General features: G+C 65.3%; 15 protein-coding genes. 5 read left to right on the top strand and 10 right to left on the bottom strand.

Annotation, left to right across the window (positions count from 1 at the left end; translation table 11 throughout):
- Positions 1-60 precede the first annotated feature (60 nt).
- The 5 genes from G559_RS0103570 to G559_RS0103590 all read right to left on the bottom strand — a co-directional run bounded on the left by G559_RS0103570 (position 61) and on the right by G559_RS0103590 (position 5,755).
- The gene (locus G559_RS0103570; RefSeq protein WP_028626934.1) at positions 61-1,254 is read right to left on the bottom strand and encodes an ABC transporter permease; all 1,194 of its coding nucleotides are present in this window, start codon (positions 1,252-1,254) and stop codon (positions 61-63) included.
- The gene (locus tag G559_RS0103575) at positions 1,254-2,465 is read right to left on the bottom strand and encodes an ABC transporter permease (protein WP_028626935.1); all 1,212 of its coding nucleotides are present in this window, start codon (positions 2,463-2,465) and stop codon (positions 1,254-1,256) included. Before G559_RS0103575 ends, G559_RS0103570 begins: the two co-directional genes overlap by 1 nt.
- The gene (locus G559_RS0103580) at positions 2,465-3,151 is read right to left on the bottom strand and encodes an ABC transporter ATP-binding protein (protein WP_028626936.1); all 687 of its coding nucleotides are present in this window, start codon (positions 3,149-3,151) and stop codon (positions 2,465-2,467) included. Before G559_RS0103580 ends, G559_RS0103575 begins: the two co-directional genes overlap by 1 nt.
- Positions 3,148-4,302: an efflux RND transporter periplasmic adaptor subunit gene (locus G559_RS0103585; RefSeq protein WP_028626937.1), complete on the bottom strand. Its 1,155-nt coding sequence runs from the start codon at positions 4,300-4,302 to the stop codon at positions 3,148-3,150. The genes G559_RS0103580 and G559_RS0103585 overlap by 4 nt, the downstream gene beginning before the upstream one ends.
- 358 nt (positions 4,303-4,660) lie before the next feature.
- Entirely contained in the window at positions 4,661-5,755 is a 1,095-nt protein-coding gene (locus G559_RS0103590) for a TRAP transporter substrate-binding protein (protein ID WP_028626938.1), read from the bottom strand.
- Between the two features lie 193 nt (positions 5,756-5,948).
- Here G559_RS0103590 and G559_RS0103595 point away from each other — a divergent pair, with 193 nt between their 5' ends.
- From G559_RS0103595 to G559_RS0103605, 3 genes are all read left to right on the top strand, one after another.
- A complete protein-coding gene (locus G559_RS0103595) occupies positions 5,949-6,500 on the top strand; it encodes a TRAP transporter small permease subunit (RefSeq protein ID WP_028626939.1) in 552 nt (183 codons plus the stop codon).
- On the top strand, positions 6,493-7,869 hold the full coding sequence (locus tag G559_RS0103600) for a TRAP transporter large permease (protein ID WP_028626940.1): 1,377 nt from the start codon (positions 6,493-6,495) through the stop codon (positions 7,867-7,869). Before G559_RS0103595 ends, G559_RS0103600 begins: the two co-directional genes overlap by 8 nt.
- Before the next feature lie 105 nt (positions 7,870-7,974).
- Positions 7,975-8,874 (top strand): D-hexose-6-phosphate mutarotase, encoded by a 900-nt coding sequence (locus G559_RS0103605; protein WP_028626941.1) that lies wholly within the window; start codon positions 7,975-7,977, stop codon positions 8,872-8,874.
- Positions 8,875-9,008: 134 nt separating this feature from the next.
- Here G559_RS0103605 and G559_RS0103610 read toward each other — a convergent pair whose 3' ends face one another.
- The 4 genes from G559_RS0103610 to purE all read right to left on the bottom strand — a co-directional run bounded on the left by G559_RS0103610 (position 9,009) and on the right by purE (position 11,558).
- Positions 9,009-9,542 carry a DUF3299 domain-containing protein gene (locus G559_RS0103610; RefSeq protein ID WP_028626942.1) on the bottom strand — a complete coding sequence of 178 codons (534 nt, stop codon included), beginning with the start codon at positions 9,540-9,542 and terminating at the stop codon, positions 9,009-9,011.
- A gap of 92 nt (positions 9,543-9,634) precedes the next feature.
- Complete coding sequence (locus G559_RS0103615) at positions 9,635-9,880, bottom strand: GlsB/YeaQ/YmgE family stress response membrane protein (protein ID WP_028626943.1); 246 nt, start codon at positions 9,878-9,880, stop codon at positions 9,635-9,637.
- Positions 9,881-9,977: 97 nt separating this feature from the next.
- A complete protein-coding gene (locus tag G559_RS0103620) occupies positions 9,978-11,063 on the bottom strand; it encodes a 5-(carboxyamino)imidazole ribonucleotide synthase (RefSeq protein ID WP_028626944.1) in 1,086 nt (361 codons plus the stop codon).
- A 3-nt stretch (positions 11,064-11,066) separates the two neighbouring features.
- Positions 11,067-11,558: a 5-(carboxyamino)imidazole ribonucleotide mutase gene (gene purE / locus G559_RS0103625; protein ID WP_028626945.1), complete on the bottom strand. Its 492-nt coding sequence runs from the start codon at positions 11,556-11,558 to the stop codon at positions 11,067-11,069.
- 262 nt (positions 11,559-11,820) lie between these two features.
- Here purE and adhP point away from each other — a divergent pair, with 262 nt between their 5' ends.
- The gene (gene adhP, locus G559_RS0103630; RefSeq protein WP_028626946.1) at positions 11,821-12,843 is read left to right on the top strand and encodes an alcohol dehydrogenase AdhP; all 1,023 of its coding nucleotides are present in this window, start codon (positions 11,821-11,823) and stop codon (positions 12,841-12,843) included.
- A 67-nt stretch (positions 12,844-12,910) separates the two neighbouring features.
- Here adhP and G559_RS0103635 read toward each other — a convergent pair whose 3' ends face one another.
- On the bottom strand, positions 12,911-13,819 hold the full coding sequence (locus G559_RS0103635) for a LysR substrate-binding domain-containing protein (RefSeq protein WP_028626947.1): 909 nt from the start codon (positions 13,817-13,819) through the stop codon (positions 12,911-12,913).
- Positions 13,820-13,998: 179 nt separating this feature from the next.
- On the opposite strand from G559_RS0103635, the gene aspA reads away from it, so the two are divergent.
- Entirely contained in the window at positions 13,999-15,423 is a 1,425-nt protein-coding gene (gene aspA, locus G559_RS0103640) for an aspartate ammonia-lyase (RefSeq protein ID WP_028626948.1), read from the top strand.
- Positions 15,424-15,451 lie beyond the last annotated feature (28 nt).

Below are 15,451 nucleotides of genomic sequence, written 5' to 3' on the forward strand. Positions count from 1 at the left end.
AAGGGGTCGCGCAAGCGGCCCTTTTTCGTTTCCAGGGATCACGCCGACATCCGAGTAACCCTACAGGCGCAATGCATCCACCGGATGCAGCTTTGCCGCGCGTCGGGCCGGCGCCAGGCCCGCCGCAATGCCCACCACGGCCGACAGCAGCAGTGCCAGCAGCACCATCGGCGGGCTCAAGTTCAGCGGTAGTCCGGGCACCATCCAGTGCAGCGCCGCCAGCAACAGCCCCACCATCGCCAGCCCCAGCACACCTCCCAGCACCGAGAGAAGCGTCGCCTCGGCGAGGAACAGCGCCAGCACCTGGCGGGGTGCTGCGCCCACGGCGCGGAGCAGGCCGATTTCGGCGGTCCTTTCACCGACTGTGGTGGTCATGATGGTGAGAATGCCCACCGCACCCACCAGCAGAGAAATCCCGCCCAGCGCCGCAACACCCAGGGTGATGGTGGCGAGGATGCGATTGAGGCTGCCCAGCAGGTCGCTCTGCGACGTCATGCGAAAGTCTTCGCGGCCATGGCGCTCCACCAACAGCCGGCGCACGCTGTCGGCGAAGGGTTCAGCCGGCGTGCGCTCGTCGAACAGTACATGGATCTTTACCAGCCCTTCGCGGTTGAACAGGTTCTCTGCCCAGTCCACCGGGATGTAGGCGATGTCGTCAAGGTCGAACCCCAGCAGGTTGCCCTTGCGCTCCATCACGCCGCTTACCCGGAAGCTCATACCGCCCACCCGCACTCGCTGACCCACCGGGTTGGCGCTGCCGAAAAGCTCCGTGCCCAGCTTTGCGCCCAGCACCACATAAGACGGGGTGCGACCATTGCGTGACGGCGGCAGGAACTGCCCCTGGGCCATGCGCACGCGCCAGGCGGACGCCAGCTGGGAGCCGGTGCCAAGAATGTCCACCCGCCGTTGCCGCCCACCCGCCTGGATGTCGCCGTTGCCCTGGATGATCGGCACCACGGCTTCGGCATGGGGCAGTCGCCCCAGGGCGTCGGCGTCAGCGATGGTCAACGGCCGCGCGCTGGCGAGAATCCCACCGATGCCGCCGGTGGGCAGGGTTCCGGGGCGCACCGTGACCACTCGCGTGCCGAACTGGGCGAAGCTGTCCAGCACGCGGTCGCGCAGCCCCTCCCCCATCGCCGTGAGCAGCGCCACGGCGGCGATACCGATGGCCACTCCGAGCAGGGTCAACAGGCTGCGCAGTGGCTGGCTGGACAAGGCCGAGCCACACAGGCCGAAGCCGTCGCGCCAGCGCATCAGAGGCTGCCTTGCGGGCGCAAGGCCTGCACCGGCACCTGAGCCGCGGCGTGGTTCGCCGGCAGCCAGGCGAACAGCAGCGCCGCCGCCAGGGCCAGGGACGGCGCACCCAGCCGCGCCCACCAGGGCGCATACAGCGGCAGGTCGCTGGCCATCCGTGCCACCCAGAGCAGCAGCTCACCCAGTGCCATCCCGCTGCCTGCTCCCAACAATGCCAATAGCGCCGCCTCACCCAGGAACAGCAGGCGCACCTGGGCCGAGCTGGCCCCGACGGCCTTGAGCAGGCCGATCTCGGCGGTGCGTTGCAGGACTGCGATCCAGGTGACGTTCATGATCAGGATGCCGGCCACCAGCAGGCTGATGGCCGCGATGCCCGCCAGCGCCAGGGTCAGACCACTGAGGATGCCGTCGAAGGCGGCGAGCATGGAGTCCTGGCTGAGCAGCGTGACATCTTCCTCTCCCTGGTGACGCTCGGTCAGGGTCGCCAGCACCTGGCGCCGCGCGCTGTCCAGGTAGCTGGGGCCGCGGGCCTCGACGAAGACGCGGTACAACCCTTCGCGGTTGAACAGTCCCTCGGCATTGGACACTGGGACGATCAACGCCTCGGAGAAATCCATCCCCAGAGACTCGCCGCGCTCGTCCAGCACGCCGATCACCCGGAAGCGCCGATCACCGGCGCGCAGCCACTGGCCCAGCGCCGGAGAGCTGCCGAACAGCGCCTGGCGCAGACGACTGCCGATCACACAGACGTCCTCCGCCTGGCCCGGCTCCAGTTCCGGCAGCGGTTGGCCCTGGGCGAGACGCAGCTGGCGAATGGCGAAGAAGGCGCGAGTGGTGCCCAGGGTCAGGGCTTCGCGATTGCGGTTGTCACGGCTGACTTCCAATTGCCCGGCATGCAGGGGCGCCACCCGGCGCACCGCTGGCAAGCGGCCGAGGGCGGCAGCATCCGCCTGGGTCAGGGACCGCGGGGCCATGCCGGTGATGGGCGGCATACCGCCGGCGGTTTCATTGCGGCCGGGCAGGACGATAAGAATGTCGCGCCCGAGCAGCGAGAACTCCCCCAACATGTACGTCCGCACACCCTCCCCGAGACCGCCCAGCAGGGTCACGAAGAACACGCCCACGGCCATTGCCAGCAACAACATGACGCTGCGCGAGCCGTGCCCTCGCAGGGCGCCGAGCCAGAAACGGCAGGCGTCCAGCGGGTCCATCAGGCAAGCGCTCCGTGGCAGCGGTCGCTGAGGATACAGCCGTCACGCATCTGTATCTGACGATGGGCGCGGGCGGCGTGCTGGGCGTCGTGGGTCACCAGGATCAGGGTGAGACCCTCGGCATTCAGCTCTTCCAGCAGGGCCACCACCTCGGCGCCGGACTGGCTGTCGAGATTGCCGGTGGGCTCGTCGGCCAACAGCAGGCGCGGCCGCATCACCATCGCGCGGGCAATGGCCACCCGCTGACGCTGGCCACCGGAGAGCTCGGCCGGGTGATGCTGCAACCGCTCGGCCAAGCCCAGGCGCTCGGCCAGGTGCAGGCTGCGACGGCGACGCTCGGCGGGCTCGACGCCGGCCAGCAGCATGGGCAGCTCGATATTCTCCAGCGCAGTCAAACGCGGGATCAGGTGAAAGGACTGGAAGACAAAGCCGATCAGACGGCTACGCAGGCACGCGCGACGCTCTTCCCCCAGGCGGGCGGTGGGTTCCTCGTCCAGCCAGAACTCGCCACTGTCCGGTGCGTCCAGCAGGCCGAGGATATTCAGCAAGGTGGACTTGCCCGAACCGGAGGCTCCGGTGATGGCCAGGTACTCGCCGTCTGCCACGTCCAGGTCGAGGTGGTCGAGACCACGCACCCGCTGCTCGCCCAGCTGGAAGCAGCGACTGACTTGATGCATGAGGATCACGGCGTCGCCTCCTCGGCCTCGCCACTGGGGCTGACCACGCTGCCATCGGCCAGGCCGTCATGCTGCAGGCTGGGCAGGATACGGTCTCCGGCGTCCAGCCCATCCTTCACCTCGCTCCAGCGCCAGTTGGTCAGGCCGATCTCCACCCGCTGCTCACGCAAATGGCCATTGCTCGGGTCGTAGCGCAGCACCTTGCCGCCTTCCAGCAGGCTTTCCGTCGGCACCCGCAGGGTCTGCTCGCGTTGCGCCAGGAGGATTTCCACGTCGGCGCTGTAGCCGCTGAGCAGGAGCAGGTCCGGCGGCACCCCCTCGAACTTCACCTCAACGTCCACAGTGCGCGCCTGTTTTTCCAGCTCACGGACAAAGGGCGCGATGCGGCTCACCCGCCCCTCGAAACTGCGTCCACGGAAAGCATCCAGGGTGATGCGCACGGGCATGCCGGGACGCACCAGGGCAGCATCCACCTCGTCTATGGGCGCCTCGACAAAGAGGCACTGGTCATCGATCAAGTCCACTGCCGGCGGGGTCGGGATGCCCGGTGGCGACGGCGTCACCACTTCGCCCAGCTCTCCGTTGATTTCGGCGACTATGCCGGCAAAGGGCGCCCGCAAGGTGGCCTGGTCCAACAGCGCCAGCTGCAGGTCAAGGCTGGCCACGGCTTCGCGGATCTTCGCATCGCCGCCACTGCACAGCAGTTGCGACAGCCGCGCGCGAGTGGTGCTCTGGTCCAGCAGGTCCTGGGAGGCCAGATTGCGCTCGGCCAGACGTTCGAGGCGCTGCTGGTCCCGCTGGTCCTGGCTGGCCTGGCGGCAACTCTGCTCACGCAGGTTGCGTTGGGCATCGAGCCGTGCGCGGGCTTCCTCCACTCGCGCCAGCAAGTCATCCTGGCGCAGGCGCATCAACACATCGCCGGCCTGCACCCGCTGACCGGCATGGATCAGCAATTCGCTGACCTGCCCTCCCGTCTTGAACGACAAATGTGCGCGTCGACACGCTTTCACCGTGCCCGCCCGGGTATTGGCGACCAGTGATTCCACCTCGCCCTTGGCCACCTCCACCAGTTGAACCGGTACCGGCTCGGGACGCGCCCAGAAACCGACTACCATCGCCAGGGAAGCGAAAATAGGAATAATTATCAATAGCTTGCGCATGGCCGTAACTCCACTTGCCAGCAGGTCATGCAGAGTCTAGGTCGGGATGGAGGAGCCTCTTTTCGGGAGCCGGGGGGCACCATGCCCCGAAGGCGGGGAAAAAACCCAGCCGATTCAAGGCGTGAGGAAAGCCGCGATGTCGGAGGTGGGTCGAAAGGCCACACTGGGCGTGCGACTACCCGTTGAAAAAAGCCGATGAAAGGGCCCGGGAACAGTCTTTTGAAGGGAAAGATTCGCCGAAGAAAATCCAGCGTTTTCAGGAAATACGCGATACCGATTCCGGAGTGGCCGGCCTGCGTCGTAAAAATGACGCACCACTAAAAGCAGGGCCGGCAGCCAATGGCCACCGGCCCGGACATCAGCCGCGGATGTTGTAGATCAGCTTCTCGTTCTCCTCGGCATAGACGCGCATGCGCGCCAGGTAGGCCTTCTGCTGCTGCCACACCTTGCTCGCCGCCGGATCAGCCGCGGCACTGGCCTCGACCACCTCGGCGGCCACTTCCTTGAGCCTGGCCAACACCGGCTCCGGCAGGCGACGAACCTCGACGCCCTCGGCCTTGAATTTCTCCATGGCCTCCATGTTGCGTGCGTTGTAGTCGTCCAGCATGTCGCCATTCACATCGCGGGCGGCTGCGCGGACGATGGCCTTGAGGTCCGCCGGCAGGGTTTCCCAGGCCTTGAGGTTGACGTCCAGTTCGAAGGTCACGTTGGGCTCCTGCCAACCCGGGGTGTAGTAGTACTTGGCGGCCTTGTGCAGGCCCAGGGCCAGATCGTTGTAAGGGCCAATCCACTCGGTAGCGTCGATGGCGCCGGTCTGCAGCGCGGTGAAGATCTCGCCCGCCGGCAGGTTGACCACGGTGCCGCCCATCTTCGTCAGCACTTCGCCCCCCAGGCCCGGGGTACGCATCTTCAAGCCGTTGAAGTCCTCGACGCTGTTGATTTCCTTGTTGAACCAGCCGGCGGTCTGCACGCCGGTGGCGCCGCAGGCCATGGGCAACACGCCGAAGGGTTTGTACACCTCTTCCCAGAGTTCGATGCCACCGCCCTTGTGCAGCCAGGCATTCATCTCCTGGGCGTTGGGGCCGAAGGGCAGCGCGCAGAAGAACTGCGCGGCGGGTACCTTGCCCTTCCAGTAGTAGGGGGCGCCATGCCCCATCTCCGCGGTACCGCGGGATACCGCATCGAACACTTCCAGGGCCGGAACCAGTTCACCGGCGGCGTAAACCTTGATCTTCAGCCGGCCGTTGCTCATTTCCTCCACCAGCTTGGCGAAGTGCTCGGCACCCACGCCCACGCCAGGGAAGTTCTTCGGCCAGGAGGTGACCATCTTCCAGTTGAAGGTCTGCGCTTCAGCCTGCGGTCCGCCAGCGGCCTGCTCCTTCTTGTCACAACCGGCCAAAGCTGCGGCCGCAAGGCCCACCCCGGCCGCGGCGATGATTTCACGACGTTTCATGCTGTTTCTCCTTGTTCTTGTTGTGGTCGTTGCGGGTCGCGCATGACGCCCGACAGATTGCCTGAAGACAAGCGCCAGATCAGCAACCAGCCTAGCCTGCTGGACTAAAGTTGTAGCGTCCTGTGCAAGCTTTTGCCGACCTGCTAGAACATTCAGCGTCTCGTCCCTCTTCCAATAACGACAAGGACCTGCAATGACCGCAAAGACACCCGCCTTGCTGGGCGTAGCGCACTCTCTAGACGCGCTCAACGCCCGATTCGGCCAGGCCTGCGCCTGGCTCACGCTCTTTCTCGTGCTCGGTACCGCAATTGTGGTAGTGCTGCGCTACGGCTTCGGCATCGGCGCCATCGCCCTGCAGGAATCGGTGATGTACGCCCACGCCCTGGTGTTCATGGGGGCCGCGGCCTGGACGCTGCACCGCAACGCCCATGTCCGCGTCGACATCTTCTACCAGAAGTTCTCCGGCCGCCGCCGCGCCGTCGTGGACATGCTGGGCACCCTGTTCTTCCTGATCCCGGTTTGCCTCTACCTCGGCTGGAACAGCTGGGACTACGTCAGCGCCTCCTGGTCGACCCTGGAGCGCTCCAGCGAGTCCGGCGGCCTGCCTCTGGTGTACCTGCAGAAGAGCATCATCCTCGTGATGGTGGTGAGCCTGCTGCTGCAGGGGCTGTCCATCCTGATCAAGTGCGGCTACCTGGCCAGCGGGCGGATCATCGACGAAGACGGGGAGGTGAAGCATGGCTGAGGTCATGGCAATCCTCCTCTTCGTCAGCATTTGCATCGCGCTGATGGCCGGCTACCCGGTCGCTTTCACCCTGGGCGGAATGGCGCTGATCTTCTCCGGCATCGGCGTACTCACCGGCACCTTCGATCCCAGCTTTCTCCATGCCCTGCCGAATCGCACCTTCGGCATCATGAACAACCAGACCCTGCTCGCCGTGCCGCTGTTCGTGTTCATGGGCGTCATGCTGGAGAAAAGCCGCGTCGCGGAGGACCTGCTGGAATCCATGTCGCGATTGTTCGGCACCCTGCGCGGCGGCCTGGCGATTTCCGTCTGCGTAGTGGGCACCCTGCTCGCCGCCAGCACCGGCATCGTCGGCGCCACGGTGGTGACCATGGGCCTGCTGGCGCTGCCCACCATGCTGCGGCGCAACTACGACCCGGCCATCGCCACCGGCACCCTGGCCGCCACCGGCACCCTGGGTCAGATCATCCCGCCCTCCATCATCCTGGTGCTGCTGGGCGACGTGATGTCCAGCGCCTACCAGCAGGCGCAGCTGAAAATGGGCATCTACTCGCCCAAGACCGTCTCGGTGGGCGACCTCTTCGTCGGTGCGCTGATCCCCGGCCTCGTGCTGGTGGGGATGTACATCCTCTACCTGATAGCCGTGGCCATCCTGCAGCCGAAGAAGCTGCCGGCACTGCCCAAGGAGGAACTGGGCCCGATCGAGTGGGGCAAACTGGCCAAGGCCCTGATCCCGCCACTGGCGCTGATCGCCGCGGTGCTCGGTTCGATCCTGGCCGGTCTCGCCACCCCCACCGAGGCCGCCGCACTGGGCGCTGTGGGCGCCATGCTGCTGTCCCTGGCCAAGGGCAAGCTCAGCCTGCCGCAACTGCGCGAAGTGGCCTTTGGCACCACCGAGATCACCTCCATGGTGTTCCTGATCCTGATCGGCGCCTCGCTGTTCTCGTTGGTGTTCCGCGGCTTCGGCGGCGAAGTGCTGATCGAGGACATGTTCGCGATGTTGCCCGGCGGCGTGCTTGGCGCGTTCTTCGTGGTGATGCTGGTGATCTTCCTGCTGGGCTTCATCCTCGACTTCATCGAGATCATCTTCGTGGTGGTGCCCATCGTCGGCCCGGTGCTGCTGGCCATGGGCCTGGACCCGGTATGGCTCGGGGTGATGATCGCCCTCAACCTGCAAACCTCCTTCCTCACCCCGCCCTTCGGCTTCTCGCTGTTCTACCTGCGCGGAGTGACACCCCCCTCGGTGCCCACCAGCACCATGTACCGTGGTGTGGTGCCCTTCATCTTCATCCAGGTGCTGATGCTAGTGATCGCCTACCTGTTCCCGCAGTTGATCACCTGGTTGCCCGAGCAGCTCTACGGCAGTTGATGCCCCTACCAGACGCCCGTCCCTGACGGGCGTCTCGCTTTCGGCTCTTGGAAAAACCGCCCTGGCGCGCTCCAATGGAGCCAATGCCCCACGGAGGAATTCCAGATGTCCAGTCCCCTGGTTGAACGCATCGAACTCGACGAACTCACCTGCTGGCGGGTACGCACCGAAGACGCCGAATTGCAGGTGGCGCAGCAGGGCGCCCAGATCCTTGGCTACCAGCGCGACGGCGAGCCGCCGCTGATTTGGCTCAGCAACCAGGCGGCCTATCAGAAAGGCAAGGCCGTGCGCGGCGGCGTGCCAGTGTGCTGGCCCTGGTTCGGCGACCTGCGACGCAACCCGGCCGAAGTTCAAGGCATGCACGAAGGTGGTCCGCTCTGCCCCGCCCACGGCCTGGTGCGTGAACTGGACTGGGAGCTGCTGAACATCGACACCAACGGCACGACCGTCCACATGGCCTTTGCCGTCGACAGCCGCAGTCCGTTGCTCCCCGGCTGGCCCCACGCCGCAAAGCTACGCCTGGACATCCGGCTCGGCGAAGCCCTGCAGGTGAGCCTCACCAGCCACAACCTCGGCGATACCCCGCTGGCCATCAGCCAGGCACTGCACAGCTACTTCGCCATCAGCGATATTCGCGAGGTGGAAGTGGAAGGCCTGGACGGCTGCCCCTACATCGAGACCCTGGAAGACTGGCAACTGCGCAAGCAGCAGGGAAATATCACTTTCTCCGGCGAAACAGACCGCATCTACCTTAAAACGCCCAGCCGCATGAGCATCGTCGACCGCGCCTGGAAGCGCCGGATCCAGCTCGATGTCGAAGGTTCTGCCTCGGCGGTGGTGTGGAATCCCTGGGTCGACAAAGCCAGGCGTCTGTCCCAGTTCGCCGAAGACGCCTGGCAGGGCATGCTCTGTATCGAGACGGCCCGGGTGATGGACGACATCCTGGTGCTCAAACCCGGCGAAGAGCAGCGCATGGTGCTCAACATCGCCAGCAAGCCGCTCTGATCCTATAGGGCGAATTCAGTCGCCTGGGCTCAAGGCAGATATTTCGTAGGATGGGTAGAGCCCGCGAAACCCATCTACCGGGGTCCGCACGAGTTTCGTTCCTCGACCCATCCCACGAATTTCGCCTCGTCGACCTACAGGTCGCTCTCTTCCACCAGCCGCACGCTGCCGGCATCCATGGCATAGGCGGCATCGGCCAGGTCGTTGCTGACCTGCTCGACCTTCAGGATGCCGTCCACCCAGATGGGCGCGTAGATATCGTCGAGCTGGATGCCCTTGGGGTAGCGCACCAGCACGATCTGGTTCGGCGGCGGCGGCGGGACATGGATGCAGGCGCCGGGGTAAGGCACCAGGAAGAACAGCGTGCTGCGCCCCTGGGCATCGCTTTCCAGCGGCACCGGGTAGCCGCCGATATGGATCTGCTTGCCATTCAGGGCAGCCACCGTCTTGGCCGAATACATCACCGCCGGCAGGTCCTTCTGCTGCTTGAGGCCGCCCTTCTGGCCGAATGTGCCATCGCCCTCGGGGCTGTCGTGGCTGATCTCCGGCATCTCCTCCAGGGCCTTGCGGTCCTCGGGCGGCATCAGCTCCAACCAGTCGGTTTCGGGGAGTTCGGCACGGGCAAGGGTGCAGCAGAACAGCAGGAGCAGACAGGCGAGACGGCGCATGGGTGGACTCGTGAAAGCGTGGGGCGGGAACATCAGGCGCTAAGACTAACCGCGCGGCCTGGCGGTTCCCAGCCCCACCGACAACCTGCGCACTAACTCTTCTTGACGATGCCGTAGATCACCAGCAGCACCACCGCGCCCACCACCGCGCCGATGAAGCCCGCGACCTGTCCGGCCTGGTAAATGCCCACTGCCTGACCGCCATAGGTGGCCAGCAGCGAACCGCCAACACCGATCAGGATCGTCATGATCCAGCCCATGCTGTCGTCGCCGGGTTTGATGAAGCGTGCGATCAGACCAACGATCAGTCCGATGATGATGGTGCCGATGATGCCCATGCCATGCCCTCCGAAGGTAGTTGAGGCATGCCTGAGCCTAGATGGACGGCTGCTTTCGCGCCATCGACCGCCCCATTGCGGGGCGGTCGTGGGTGCATCAGGCCTGGTCGATCAGCGCTTCGACGGCCGCGATCTGGCGATCGAGGGTGGCACGATCGGCGCAACGCAGGGTCGCGTGACCCACCTTGCGCCCTGCCTTGAAGGCCTTGCCATAGTGGTGCAGGTGGCAGTCGGCGATGGAAATCACTTTATCCACAGCCGGCACTTCGCCGATGAAGTTGAGCATGGCGCTCTCGCCCAGCTTGGCGGTCGAGCCCAGCGGCAGGCCGGCGACGGCGCGCAGGTGGTTCTCGAACTGGCTGCACTCGGCGCCTTCGATGGTCCAGTGGCCGGAGTTATGCACGCGCGGGGCGATTTCGTTGGCCTTCAGGCCGCCGTCCACTTCGAAGAACTCGAAGGCCAGCACACCAACGTAGTCGAGCTTGGTCAGCACGCGGCCGACGTAGTCCTCGGCCAGGGCCTGCAGCGGATGCTCGCTGCTGGCGATGGACAGGCGCAGGATGCCGTTCTCGTGGGTGTTGTGCACCAGCGGGTAGAAGCGGGTTTCGCCGTCACGGGCGCGTACCGCCACCAGGGACACTTCGCCGGTGAAGGGTACGAAGCCTTCGAGGATGCAGGGCACGCTACCCAGCTCGGCGAAGGCGCCCGTCACGTCCTCGGGCTTGCGCAGGACCTTCTGGCCCTTGCCGTCGTAACCCAGGGTGCGGGTCTTGAGCACGGCCGGCAGGCCAATGCTGGCGGCAGCGGCGTCGAGGTCGGACTGGGACTGGATATCCGCGAAATCCGGGGTCGGAATACCGAGGTCCTTGAACATCGACTTCTCGAACCAACGGTCGCGGGCGATGCGCAGCGCTTCAGCGCTGGGGTACACCGGCACGAACTGCGAGAGGAAAGCCACCGTTTCGGCCGGCACGCTCTCGAACTCGAAAGTCACCAGATCCACTTCATCGGCCAGTTGGCGCAGGTGATCCTGGTCGCCGTAGTCGGCGCGGATGTGTTCGCCGAGGGCCTGGGCGCAGGCATCCGGCGCCGGGTCGAGGAAGGCGAAGTTCATGCCCAGCGGAGTGCCCGCCAGGGCCATCATGCGACCCAGCTGGCCGCCACCGATAACGCCGATCTTCATGGGTCAGGCCTCACGCGGGTCCGGGTTGTCCAGGACCATATCGGTCTGCTCGCGACGGAAGTCCTTCAACGCAACGTGGTACTTCGGGTACTTGCCGCCGAGGATGCTGGCGGCCAGCAGGGCCGCGTTGATCGCGCCAGCCTTGCCGATGGCCAGGGTGGCAACCGGAATACCAGCGGGCATCTGCACGATGGACAGCAGGGAGTCGACGCCCGAGAGCATGGACGACTGCACCGGCACGCCGAGTACCGGCAGGTGAGTCTTGGCGGCGCACATGCCCGGCAGGTGGGCGGCACCGCCGGCACCGGCGATGATCACCTCGATGCCACGGCCTTCGGCCTCTTCGGCGTACTGGAACAGGAGGTCCGGCGTGCGGTGGGCGGAAACCACCTTCACTTCATAAGGGATGCCCAGCTTGTCCAGCATCTCGGTGGTGTGGCTAAGGGTGCTCCAATCGGACTTGGAGCCCATGATCACGCCTACCAGTGCGCTCATCGTCGTGCCTCGTCAATGGTCGAAAAACCAACAAGCCACGCGATGGCGTGGCTTGTTATGCGAAGGGGGCCGTGCTGCGGGGCGCGCTGCCGGCCGAAGGCCGCGCAGTATAACGCAAAGCCACGCCCGGCGTGCATTTGCCCTTACCGCTCGTCCAGAGCCCCGCACCCTTCCCGGCCGATGCGGCTAAACCTTGCTCCAGGGCAATGCTGGCGCCCACCCGCCACGCAGAATCGGAAGCCCTACCAAGGAGGTGCACCCCATGAACCAGACCATGAAAGCGGCGGTAGTCCATGCCTTTGGCGAGCCACTGCGTATAGAGGAAGTGAAGGTACCCCTGCCCGGCCCCGGGCAGATCCTGGTGAAGATCGAAGCCTCGGGCGTCTGCCATACCGACCTGCACGCCGCCGAAGGCGACTGGCCGGTAAAACCGAGCCTGCCATTCATTCCCGGCCATGAAGGCGTTGGTCATGTGGCTGCAGTGGGCGCGGGCGTCACCCGTATCAAGGAAGGCGACCGTGTCGGCGTGCCCTGGCTCTACACCGCCTGCGGCTGCTGCGAGCACTGCCTGACCGGCTGGGAAACCCTCTGCGAAAGCCAGCAAAACACCGGTTACTCGGTGAACGGCGGGTATGCCGAATACGTGCTGGCAGACCCTAACTTCGTGGGAATCCTGCCGAAGAACGTCGAATTTGCCGAGATCGCACCGATTCTTTGCGCGGGCGTCACCGTCTACAAGGGTCTGAAGGTGACCGGCGCGCGGCCCGGCCAGTGGGTGGCGATTTCCGGCATCGGCGGCCTCGGCCATGTCGCTGTGCAATACGCCCGCGCCATGGGCCTGCACGTCGCCGCTATCGATGTCGACGACGCCAAGCTGGAACTGGCGCGCAAGCTGGGCGCCAGCCTGACCATCAACGCCCGCAACGAAAACCCTGCCGAAGTCATCCAGCGCGATATAGGCGGCGCCCACGGCGTGCTGGTTACCGCCGTTTCCAACAGCGCCTTCGGCCAGGCCATCGGCATGGCCCGGCGCCATGGCACCGTAGCCCTGGTGGGCCTGCCGCCAGGCGACTTCCCCACGCCGATATTCGATGTGGTGCTCAAAGCCATCAGCATCACCGGCTCCATCGTCGGCACCCGTGCCGACCTGCAGGAAGCCCTGGATTTCGCCGGCGAAGGCCTGGTGAAAGCCACCATCCACCGCGACAAGCTGGACAACATCAACGCCATCTTCGACCAGATGCGTGCCGGCAAGATCGAAGGGCGCATCGTGGTCGAGGTCTAGGCAATCGAACCTGTAGGAGCCAGCTTGCTGGCGAATGCGCCGGCAGGGTTCGCGAGCAAGCTCGCTCCTACACCTCCCCACCCACGCCACCTTCCAGCTTGCGCCAGAGCAGGCGTACCGCAGCCTTGCGCACCAGGGCGCAGCGGTACAGGCGGATTTCCAGAGGCACATGCCACTGGCTGCCCCCACAAACCACCAGATCCCCACGGGCCAGTTCGGCCTGGGCGCTGAAGCGCGGCACCCAGGCCACGCCCAACCCTTGCAGCGCCATGCTCTTCAGGCTGTCGGCCATGGCCGTTTCGTACACGGTGGTGGAACGCAGCGCGCGCTGACGCAGGAGGATGTTCACCGAGCGGCCGAGGAAGGCGCCGGCGCTGTAGGCCAGCAGTGGCACGCTCTGTCCGCTGTCCAGCTCGTAGAGCGGCTTACCGTCGGCATCTACGGCGCAAACGGGCAGCATCTCGGTCCGACCCAGGTGCATGGAGGGGAAGATTTCCGGGTCCATCTGCAATGCCGCATCCGGGTCGTAGAAGGCCAGGATCAGGTCGCAGCCGCCCTCGCGCAGCGAATGCACCGCCTCGCCCACGTTGGTGGCGATCAGCCGGCTGGCGATGTTCAAGCCATCGGCCCGCAGCCGGGCGATCCACTGCGGGAAGAAGCCCAGTGCCAGGGAGTGGGCGGCGGCGAACTGCAGCACCTCGCCCTGCTGGCCTTCGAGGTGGTGCAGGTGGCGGACCACGTCGCCCAGTTGCTCCACCATGCTGCGCGCGGTGACCAGGAACAGTTGCCCGGACTCGGTCAGCTCGATGGGGGTGCGCGAGCGGTTGACCAGCGTCAGCCCCAGCGCCGCCTCCAGGCTGCGAATGCGTCGGCTGAACGCCGGCTGGGTGACGAAACGCCGCTCAGCGGCCTGGGAGAAGCTGCGGGTACTGGCCAGGGCGACGAAGTCTTCCAGCCATTTGGTTTCCAGGTTCATCGTGAATATCCAGGATGCTCGATTTTGGTGCACACGCTCGCAGGCGAACCCGCGTCACTCGTACATTATGCCGATTGTGCATGACCCAGCGAATAACAGCATTGGCCGAAAAACAGCTAGAAGCCTAGATTATTGGGCATCGCGGCACTGGCCGTGTTCCCCCAGAGATGAATCGCATCATGTCCTCCGCTGCATCCTTCCGCATCGAAAAAGACCTGCTCGGCACCCTCGAAGTTTCTTCCGACGCCTACTACGGCATCCAGACCCTGCGTGCGGTCCACAACTTCCGCCTGTCCGGTGTGCCGCTGTCGCACTACCCGAAGCTGGTCGTCGCCCTGGCCATGGTCAAGCAGGCCGCTGCCGATGCCAACAAGGAACTCGGTCACCTCAGCGCCGAAAAGCACGCGGCCATCAGCGAAGCCTGTGCTCGCCTGATCCGCGGTGACTTCCACGACCAGTTCGTGGTGGACATGATCCAGGGTGGTGCCGGTACCTCCACCAACATGAACGCCAACGAGGTGATCGCCAACATCGCCCTCGAAGCCATGGGCAAGCAGAAGGGTGAGTACAAGTACCTGCACCCGAACAACGACGTGAACATGGCGCAGTCGACCAACGACGCTTACCCCACCGCCATTCGCCTCGGTCTGCTGCTGGGCCACGACGCCCTGCTGGCGAGCCTCGACAGCCTGATCCAGGCCTTCGCCGCCAAGGGTGAGGAGTTCTCCCACGTACTGAAGATGGGCCGCACCCAGCTGCAAGACGCGGTGCCCATGACCCTGGGCCAGGAATTCCGCGCCTTCGCCACCACCCTGGGTGAAGACCTCGACCGCCTGCGCCGCCTGGCGCCGGAGCTGCTGACCGAGGTGAACCTGGGCGGCACCGCCATCGGCACCGGCATCAACGCCGACCCGCGCTACCAGGCCCTGGCCGTCCAGCGCCTCGCCGCCATCAGCGGCCAGCCGGTCGTACCGGCCGCCGACCTGATCGAAGCCACCTCCGACATGGGCGCCTTCGTACTGTTCTCCGGCATGCTCAAGCGCACCGCAGTCAAGCTGTCGAAGATCTGCAACGACCTGCGCCTGCTCTCCAGTGGCCCGCGTACCGGCATCAACGAAATCAACCTGCCGCCGCGCCAGCCGGGCAGCTCGATCATGCCAGGCAAGGTCAACCCGGTAATCCCGGAAGCGGTGAACCAGGTGGCCTTCGAAGTCATCGGCAACGACCTGGCCCTGACCCTGGCAGCCGAAGGCGGCCAACTGCAGCTGAACGTGATGGAACCGCTGATCGCCTACAAGATCTTCGACTCGATCCGCCTGCTGCAACGCGCCATGGACATGCTGCGTGAGCATTGCATCAATGGCATCACCGCCAACGAAGAGCATTGCCGCCGCCTGATGGAAAACTCCATCGGCCTGATCACCGCGCTGAACCCGTACATCGGCTACGAGAACGCCACCCGCATCGCCAAACAGGCCCTGGAAACCGGCCGCGGCGTGCTGGAACTGGTGCGTGAGGAGAAGCTGCTGGACGAATCCATGCTGGCCGACATCCTCCGCCCGGAAAACATGATCGCCCCGCGCCTTGTGCCGCTGAAGGCCTGATCAGGCAAACGAACTCACCAGGAGGGGC

Source organism: Metapseudomonas resinovorans DSM 21078, from assembly GCF_000423545.1.
Taxonomy (GTDB): domain Bacteria; phylum Pseudomonadota; class Gammaproteobacteria; order Pseudomonadales; family Pseudomonadaceae; genus Metapseudomonas; species Metapseudomonas resinovorans.